The following is an 8,502-nucleotide window of genomic DNA, read 5'->3' as shown; positions in this document are numbered from 1 at the left end:
TTTTATACCTTATATAAGACCAATAGGATTTGTTTTTAATCGGCGAAAAGATGTAAAAAATGTGTTATTTTTATACAAATCGCTAACCCATAAATTATGTTTCAAAAGATCTCTATCCTGGTTTTTTTCCTTTCTCTAATAATTCCTATAACTTCAAATTCCCAAAGAAAAACCAAAGACAAAAACACCAATATATATAATGAAGCCCTTTACAATTCCATAGAATGGCGATTAGTAGGGCCGTTTAGAGGAGGGAGGTCCGGAACCGTAACGGGTGTTAAGGGTAATGATTTGCTTTACTATATGGGAACCGCCGGTGGCGGTGTTTGGAAAACTACTGATGCAGGAAGTACATGGGAATGTATTTCTGACGGCTTTTTTGGAGGCTCCATAGGGTCGGTTGCTGTTTCAGAATCCGACCCTAATGTAATTTATGTAGGGGAAGGGGAACAAACGCTAAGGGGAAATGTCTCTTCTGGAAACGGGCTTTGGAAAAGTGTCGATGCCGGTGAGACATGGAAATTTATTGGCCTGGAGGGGTCCGAACACATTGCCAGAATACGCATTCACCCTACCAATCCGGATATTGTTTATGCTGCAGCCATTGGAAATCTATGGATTCCTAATGAGATCAGAGGAGTTTATAAAAGTCTTGACGGTGGTTCTTCCTGGGAAAAGATTCTTTATATAAGTGATAAAGCCGGAGCAGGTGATCTCATTCTAGATCCTAATAATCCTAGAATTCTTTATGCTTCAACCTGGGAAATGAAGAGAAACGGTTATAGAATGGACAGCGGTGGACCAGACAGTAAACTTTATAAAAGCACTGATAGTGGTAATACGTGGACTGACATTTCAGACCATATAGGGCTTCCTTCAGGACCCTGGGGTATTGTGGGTATTACAGTATCGCCGGTTGATTCAAATAGAGTCTGGGCAATAATAGAAGCGGAAGATGGTGGACTTTTTAGGTCTGATGATGCAGGCAAGACCTGGAAAAAAATTAACGAAAACAGAGCACTACGACAAAGAGCCTGGTACTATAGTAGAATCTATGCAGATACCCAAGATAAGAACAAAGTTTATATAATGAATGTAAGTTATGGGGTATCTACAGATGGCGGCAAAACTTTTACTTTGAAAAATGCCCCTCACGGAGATCATCATGATTTGTGGATAGACCCCGATAATAATCAGCGAATGATTATAGCGGATGACGGAGGGGCTCAGGTATCAAATGATGGGGGAACCAATTGGACAACCTATCACAATCAGCCTACTGCGCAGTTCTACCGCGTTACCACAGATACTAATTTTCCATATAGAATTTACGGGGCACAACAAGACAACTCTACCGTTAGAATCTCCCATAGAAGCTCTGAAAGCAGCATCGGAGAAAAAGATTGGGAGATAACCGCGGGAGGCGAAAGTGCTCATATAGCTGTTGACCCAAAGAATAATGATATAGTCTATGGTGGCACTTATAAAGGATATATGATGCGTTATGACCATTCATTAGATCAGACAAGGTCTACAAATGTTTGGCCAGACAATCCTGCGGGTTCTGGAGTAGAAATTATGAAGTATCGTTTTAATTGGAATTATCCGGTTATGTTCAGTATACATGACAAAAATCGACTATATGCCGGATCGAATTTTTTACATATTTCTACAAACGAAGGACAATCCTGGGAGGTAATCTCTCCGGATTTGACTAGAGGTCTGCCAGAGACAATAAAATCTTCTGGAGGCCCCATTACCCAGGATAATACCGGGGCAGAGTTTTATTCTAACATTTTTGCCATTGCAGAATCGTCCTTAGAGAAAGGGGTTATTTATGTAGGGAGCGATGACGGCCTGGTACATATAACTAAAGATGACGGGAAAAACTGGAAGAATATCACCCCCCCATCTAACCTATCACCCAAATTAAATATGATTAATTGCATAGAACCAAGTCCTTTCAAAAAAGGCGTTGCCTATTTGGCTGCCACGTCCTACAAGTTTGGCGACTATACCCCTTACCTTTATAAAACTACTAATTATGGTGAGAGCTGGACACTCATCACCAATGGGATAAAGAATAATCATTATACAAGAGCTATTAGGTCGGATAAAGTTAGAGAGGGATTATTATATGCAGGTACCGAATGGGGAATGTACATTTCTTTTGATGATGGAAAACAATGGTCTTCATTTCAACTAAATCTTCCTATGACCTCCATAAGGGATTTAGCCGTTCGGGATAATGATCTTATTGCCGCCACACATGGAAGAAGTTTTTGGATGATTGATGATTTAACCCCCTTACATCAGCTAACAGAGGAAATGGCCAAAGGCGATTTTTATCTTTATAAACCTGATATTACTTATAGAACACAACAGTCCTCGGGTTGGAGCAAACCCGACATGAGGTTAGAAGGTGAAAACCATCCTAATGGGGTCATTGTAAATTATTATATAAAAGACAAAAAGGAAACAGATACTATTGCCCTTGAGATATTGGACGTTAATGGAGCATTAGTTCAAAAGTATAACACGAATGCTAAGGTGGACAAACAGGATCCTTCGGCGACAAAACCTTTAAAAGTTGTCACGGGAGGAAATCGTTTTATCTGGGATCTAAGATACCCTGGCTTCAAAAGCTTTGAAGGAATGGTTTTGTACTCTTCTCCTAATGTAGGTCCAAAAGCAGTTCCCGGCACCTATAGAGTAAGACTTACTTATAATGGAATAGCATCTGAAAAGGAATTTACAATAGTAAAAGATCCAAGACTCCCAAATACTGAGACCGATTTTAAAAATCAATTTGATTTCCTCATAAAAGTACGAGATCAGGTTAACAGAGCCAATCAGGCAATTATTGATATCCGCTCTGTAAAAAAGGATTTGGCTTATGTAAAGGAAAAAGTTACAACTGATGAGGATCTCAATAAACTTGTAGAGGAGTTCGAATCCAAGTTAGATAAGGTTGAAAATAATATCCATATGACGAAAAACCAAAGCAGGCAAGATCCGTTAAATTACGGCATAAGAATAAACAATAGGTTAGCATTTCTGATGTCAGATTCTCAAAGAGGGGATTACCCTCCAACGGATCAGTCACTTGCTTTTTTTAAGGAAATTAAAAAGGAATTAGAAGTAGAGATAAACAGTTTAAACGATTTGTTTGAGGCTTATGTGAATAAAATTAATAGTCAGGTATCAGACAAACAGATAAAAATGATTTCTACTAACTAATACTTATTTAGAGTATCTCTGTAATTCGAAACCCGCATTCGACCTATCCGAATTAAGTTCTGGAACAGGTAAATAGATGTTTCTTTGAACTATTAATATTGACAAATAATTAACTGTCAATTTGTCACTTGTTTGCAGAATATACTATCTTTGCAAACTGTTTGAGATATCGCAGAAGAGACAAGAGAATGGAGAAAATTATTGAGGAAAAAAATCAGGGTACCGCGCTTACACTGGATAAAGACCAGAAAAACACCCGTAATTTATATATAGAAAGCTATGGCTGTCAAATGAATTTTTCTGACAGCGAAATTGTTGCCTCTATTTTAGCGCAAGAAGGATTTAATACCACTAATTCTTTGGAAGAGGCAGACCTTGTTTTGGTTAATACATGCTCTATTCGGGAAAAAGCGGAGCTGACTGTAAGAAAAAGGCTTGAAAAGTTTAACGCCATAAAGAAGACCAGGCCTCATATGAGGGTAGGTGTTCTCGGGTGTATGGCGGAAAGACTGAAGAGCAAGTTACTGGAAGAAGAAAAGATTGTGGATATGGTAGTTGGACCGGATGCTTATAAGGATCTGCCAAATCTTATCCGAGAAGTAGATGAGGGAAGGAATGCCGTTAATGTTATACTTTCCAAGGATGAGACTTACGGAGATGTGGCCCCGGTAAGATTAAATTCAAATGGGGTAACAGCCTTTGTATCCATAACCCGTGGCTGTGATAATATGTGTACTTTTTGTGTTGTTCCCTTTACAAGGGGTAGAGAGCGCAGCAGAGATCCTCATTCAATTGTTAATGAAGTAAATGAACTCTGGGAAAAAGGATTTAAGGAAGTTACCTTATTAGGCCAGAATGTTGACAGTTATTTATGGTATGGCGGAGGTTTAAAAAAGGATTTCGACGCGGCATCAGCAATGCAGAAAGCCACAGCCGTGAATTTTGCCAATTTATTGGAATTGGTCGCGGTAGCACAACCCAAAATGAGGGTTCGTTTTTCTACTTCAAACCCACAGGATATGACCCTTGACGTTATTGAAACCATGGCCAGGTTTAGAAATATATGTAATTACATTCACCTGCCAGTTCAGAGTGGAAGCGACAGAATTCTAAAGGCAATGAACAGATTGCACACGAGGGAAGCGTATTTTGATTTAATAAATAATATAAGGAGCATTTTGCCGGACTGTGCCATAAGCCAGGACATGATTACAGGCTTCCCAACCGAAACCGAGGAAGATCACCAGGATACTTTATCTTTAATGGAATATGTAAAATATGATTTTGGTTTTATGTTTGCCTATTCCGAACGGCCTGGTACAATGGCCGCGAGAAAACTTGTTAACAATATCCCTGAGGAAGTAAAAAAAAGAAGATTAAATGAGATTATTGAACTGCAATTAAAGCATAGCTTTTTTAGAACAAAACAACACTTAGGTAAAGTTGAAGAGGTTCTTATTGAAGGGACATCCAAAAAATCTGATTTAGAATGGATGGGACGTAATTCTCAAAATACCGTTGTGGTTTTTCCTAAAGAGAACTATTCTGTTGGAGAATTTGTAATGGTACGAATAGAAAATTGCACTTCTGCCACTTTATTGGGCAAAGCAGTTGGTTATTCTGAAAACAATTAAGCATGGAAAGTGTACAGGCAATAAAACAACGTTTTGAGATTATTGGCAATGATCCAAAGCTCAATCGTGCCCTGGAAAAGGCTATTCAGGTTGCTCCTACAGACATTTCTGTCCTGGTCACAGGTGAAAGTGGTGTTGGAAAAGAGGCGGTACCAAAAATTATTCACTCTTTATCCCATAGAAAACACGCAAAATATATAGCCGTAAATTGCGGCGCCATTCCCGAAGGCACTATAGATAGTGAGCTATTTGGCCATGAAAAAGGGGCCTTTACCGGCGCAACCCAAACCAGAAGAGGGTATTTTGAAGTTGCAGATGGCGGTACTATCTTTTTGGATGAAGTAGGGGAACTTCCGCTTACCACTCAGGTGCGACTACTCAGAATATTGGAAAATGGGGAATTCCTAAAAGTAGGATCTTCTCAGGTCCAAAAAACCAATGTTCGCATTGTGGCTGCCACTAACATGAATATGATAGAGGCCATCAAAGAAGGAAAATTCAGGGAAGATTTATATTATAGATTAAGTACCGTAGATATTCATATTCCTCCTCTTAGAGAACGAAGGGAGGATATTCATTTATTGTTCAGAAAATTTGCTTCGGATTTTGGGCAGAAATACAAAATGCCCACTATAAGGCTTCAGGATGATGCCATACAACTTCTCACGAAATACAGATGGCCGGGAAATATCCGTCAATTAAGAAATGTTGCTGAACAAATATCTGTTTTAGAAGTGGGAAGAAATATAAGTTTGTCTACTTTAAACGAATATTTGCCAAATGCCAGCGATTCTAATCTTCCCGCCGTAATTGGGAGGCAAAAAAAAGAAAATGACTTTAGCAACGAACGAGAGATACTTTACAAAGTCTTGTTTGATATGAAATCAGATCTGAATGATCTCAAAAAACTTACTTTGGAAATGCTTCAAAACAATGATTCAGCTAAAGTACAGGAGGAAAATGAAAATTTAATCCGTAAGATATATGGCAGCAATGGGGAAGATATCGAGGATATTGAGGAAGAAAAGAGTAAAGCATTAAAAGTTTTACCCCTTCCGGAAGCCAGAATAGAAACAAAACCTGAAATACTTCAGGAAGATAAATATCATTTTGCCGAGGAAATAGAAGAGGAGGAAACACTTTCTTTACAGAAAAAGGAAATTGAATTAATCCGAAAATCACTGGATAGAAATAGAGGAAAACGAAAGGCGGCGGCGGCAGAATTGGGAATTTCTGAAAGAACACTTTATAGAAAGATAAAACAATATGATTTGTAACTAATTTTTTTGAATTGAACTATTCTGATAACTCTTTGAACTATATCTTTTGAAAAAAACATTTAACAGTATTGTGAGCATCTCCCTGATGTTTCTATTAATGGGTTGTGGTGCTTATAACTTTACTGGTGGTGATGTAGGTACGGCCACTTCATTCCAAGTAAATTATTTCCAGAATTATGCTTCCCAAAGCCCGGGATCTACTTTTGAACCAGGTTTGGACAGGGATTTTACTTTGGCATTACAGGATCTGATTCTTAACCAAACAAGTTTGGATTTGCGGAATTCAGACGCAGATTTGATATATGAGGGCGAAATTGTAGAATTCCGGATATCTCCAATGACAGCGACCGCACAACAGCGAGCCGCACAGAATAGATTAACCATGGGTGTGAATGTTCGCTTTTTTAATCGAACAAAAGAAGATGTAGATTTTGAACAGCGATTTTCTTTTTTTTATGATTACGACGCGAATACACAATTCTCATCGGTTAGAGATGAAGCACTCGGGGCTATTTTTGAAAGAATAACCCAGGATATTTTTAATGAATCGCTGGCAGACTGGTAATACAATACGAAATATATGGGGAGTCCCATAATATGGGTGATTCAAAAATTGTGATTTATTAGTTAATTGATATGAACGTAGCAGATTTTACATTCTTATTACAGAATCCGGATAAGGTTTTAGAGCCTGTTCAGACAAATCAATTGGAAGATATCCTAAATGAATATCCGTACTTTCAGGCTGCCCGCGCACTTCATTTAAAAGGACTCAAGAATCTAAATAGCTTTAAGTATAATAACGCACTAAAAGTGACGGCGGCTTACACCGCCGACAGGGATATACTTTTCGATTTTATTACTGCTGAAGTATTTCTTCAAAATTCAATTGCGGATACTATTTCCGGTAAAACCTTACCCCTGGCTGACAAGGAGATCCTCTCCGAAGAAGTTGAACCTAACCTGGATATCGATACTCACCTTATTGATGATTCTCAGGATCATCCTTTACCACAAAGTGCTAAGGATGCCGACAACATCCTTGATCCTTTACTTTTTTCATCAAAGGATCCTGAAGTAGATAAATACATAGCTGCCGAAAAAAAGGCAGAGGAAGAGTTAGAACTTGGCAAACCCCTCCCATTTACAAAACGAGAGAAACATTCTTTTGGGGAATGGCTGCAACTTACTTCATTTAAATCGATAAAAAGGAAAAAAGAAGAACCTCAGGAAAAAGAAAGAATGGAAATTAATTTTCCATTGGAGGAGGACATCCTGAAAAAGAAAAAATTTGAGTTAATAGACAAGTTTATAGAAAACAAGCCCAGGATAGTCCCAACGGAAAATCTGACTTCAAACGTTAACATTAAAGAATCAACTACGCTCGACAAAAATGAGTTGATGACTGAAACACTGGCGAAGGTTTATCTGGAGCAAAAAAAGTATAAAAAAGCCATTCAGGCATATAAGATTTTAAGTTTGAAATATCCAGAAAAAAGTAGTTTCTTTGCAAACCGAATAAAAGCAGTGCGAAAGCTACAGCAAGAAAATACAAAATAAATGAGCACATTTTCAATCTTTTTGGTCCTTATCATAGTGGTTTGTTTACTGCTGATATTGGTTATTATGGTGCAAAACCCTAAGGGCGGCGGATTATCTTCTTCATTTGGTGGAGGAGGAACTCAAATTGTTGGGGGTGTAAAAAAAACTGGTGATTTTCTGGATAAAAGTACCTGGACTTTAGCTACGCTATTGATAGTACTTATTCTATTATCCAATGTAGCACTAAAAGGAAATTTTGGGGAAGCCGAATCTAAATTACTGCAAGGTGATGATATAGAAAATGTGGTTCCCGAAACTGTTCCTGAGGAAGTACCTGTACCTGACAATAGTAATCCTTTAGATACGATTCAATAGAAAACAGCAAGGAAATATATTCAAATGCCAGCATAAATGACAAGCTGGCATTTTTATTTTAACATTATGTCAGTTTTTAAGAAATGGCATAATTTCTGCCCGATAGAAGAAGAAATTTATAAACTAAAAACTATATAATATGGCTAAAGTAAACATTAAACCACTTGCCGACAGGGTCCTAATTGAGCCTATGGCAGCGGAGACTAAAACGGCATCGGGGATATATATTCCGGATACTGCCAAGGAAAAACCACAAAAAGGGAAAGTGGTGGCAGTTGGCCCGGGTACTAAGGATGATAAAGTGACAGTAAAAGTCGGAGATACGGTACTTTATGGAAAATATGCCGGTACCGAGCTTAAGCTTGACGGATCCGATTATCTTATGATGAGAGAAAGCGACATTTTAGCAATTATATAATAACTGAAAATTA

General features: G+C 38.2%; 7 protein-coding genes. All 7 read left to right on the top strand.

Features of this window, described 5'->3' with window-relative positions; genetic code table 11:
* Positions 1 to 96 precede the first annotated feature (96 nt).
* The 7 genes from WBM60_RS16345 (at position 97) to WBM60_RS16315 (ending at position 8,489) form a co-directional block, all read left to right on the top strand.
* Positions 97 to 3,240, top strand: a complete 3,144-nt coding sequence (locus WBM60_RS16345) for a WD40/YVTN/BNR-like repeat-containing protein (RefSeq protein WP_424262812.1) — start codon at positions 97 to 99, stop codon at positions 3,238 to 3,240.
* A 188-nt stretch (positions 3,241 to 3,428) separates the two neighbouring features.
* Positions 3,429 to 4,874 carry a tRNA (N6-isopentenyl adenosine(37)-C2)-methylthiotransferase MiaB gene (gene miaB / locus WBM60_RS16340; RefSeq protein ID WP_424262815.1) on the top strand — a complete coding sequence of 482 codons (1,446 nt, stop codon included), beginning with the start codon at positions 3,429 to 3,431 and terminating at the stop codon, positions 4,872 to 4,874.
* Positions 4,875 to 4,876: 2 nt separating this feature from the next.
* Positions 4,877 to 6,151, top strand: a complete 1,275-nt coding sequence (locus WBM60_RS16335; protein ID WP_424262817.1) for a sigma-54 interaction domain-containing protein — start codon at positions 4,877 to 4,879, stop codon at positions 6,149 to 6,151.
* Between the two features lie 49 nt (positions 6,152 to 6,200).
* Entirely contained in the window at positions 6,201 to 6,719 is a 519-nt protein-coding gene (locus tag WBM60_RS16330) for an LptE family protein (RefSeq protein ID WP_424262819.1), read from the top strand.
* A 71-nt stretch (positions 6,720 to 6,790) separates the two neighbouring features.
* Positions 6,791 to 7,714 carry a hypothetical protein gene (locus tag WBM60_RS16325; protein ID WP_424262821.1) on the top strand — a complete coding sequence of 308 codons (924 nt, stop codon included), beginning with the start codon at positions 6,791 to 6,793 and terminating at the stop codon, positions 7,712 to 7,714.
* Positions 7,715 to 8,071, top strand: a complete 357-nt coding sequence (gene secG / locus WBM60_RS16320; RefSeq protein ID WP_424278380.1) for a preprotein translocase subunit SecG — start codon at positions 7,715 to 7,717, stop codon at positions 8,069 to 8,071. It begins immediately after the preceding gene.
* A gap of 139 nt (positions 8,072 to 8,210) precedes the next feature.
* Positions 8,211 to 8,489: a co-chaperone GroES gene (locus WBM60_RS16315; protein ID WP_424262825.1), complete on the top strand. Its 279-nt coding sequence runs from the start codon at positions 8,211 to 8,213 to the stop codon at positions 8,487 to 8,489.
* Positions 8,490 to 8,502 lie beyond the last annotated feature (13 nt).

Origin of the sequence: Eudoraea sp. (genome assembly GCF_049669105.1) — a bacterium.
GTDB lineage: Bacteria > Bacteroidota > Bacteroidia > Flavobacteriales > Flavobacteriaceae > Eudoraea.
This window is presented reverse-complemented; position numbering and strand designations above follow the sequence as displayed.

Excerpts from the sequence above, each read along its gene's own strand:
- WBM60_RS16345 (WP_424262812.1), top strand. The coding sequence starts at position 97 with ATGTTTCAAAAGATCTCTATCCTGGTTTTTTTCCTTTCTCTAATAATT.
- miaB (WP_424262815.1), top strand. The coding sequence starts at position 3,429 with ATGGAGAAAATTATTGAGGAAAAAAATCAGGGTACCGCGCTTACACTG.
- WBM60_RS16335 (WP_424262817.1), top strand. The coding sequence starts at position 4,877 with ATGGAAAGTGTACAGGCAATAAAACAACGTTTTGAGATTATTGGCAAT.
- WBM60_RS16325 (WP_424262821.1), top strand. The coding sequence starts at position 6,791 with ATGAACGTAGCAGATTTTACATTCTTATTACAGAATCCGGATAAGGTT.
- secG (WP_424278380.1), top strand. The coding sequence starts at position 7,715 with ATGAGCACATTTTCAATCTTTTTGGTCCTTATCATAGTGGTTTGTTTA.
- WBM60_RS16315 (WP_424262825.1), top strand. The coding sequence starts at position 8,211 with ATGGCTAAAGTAAACATTAAACCACTTGCCGACAGGGTCCTAATTGAG.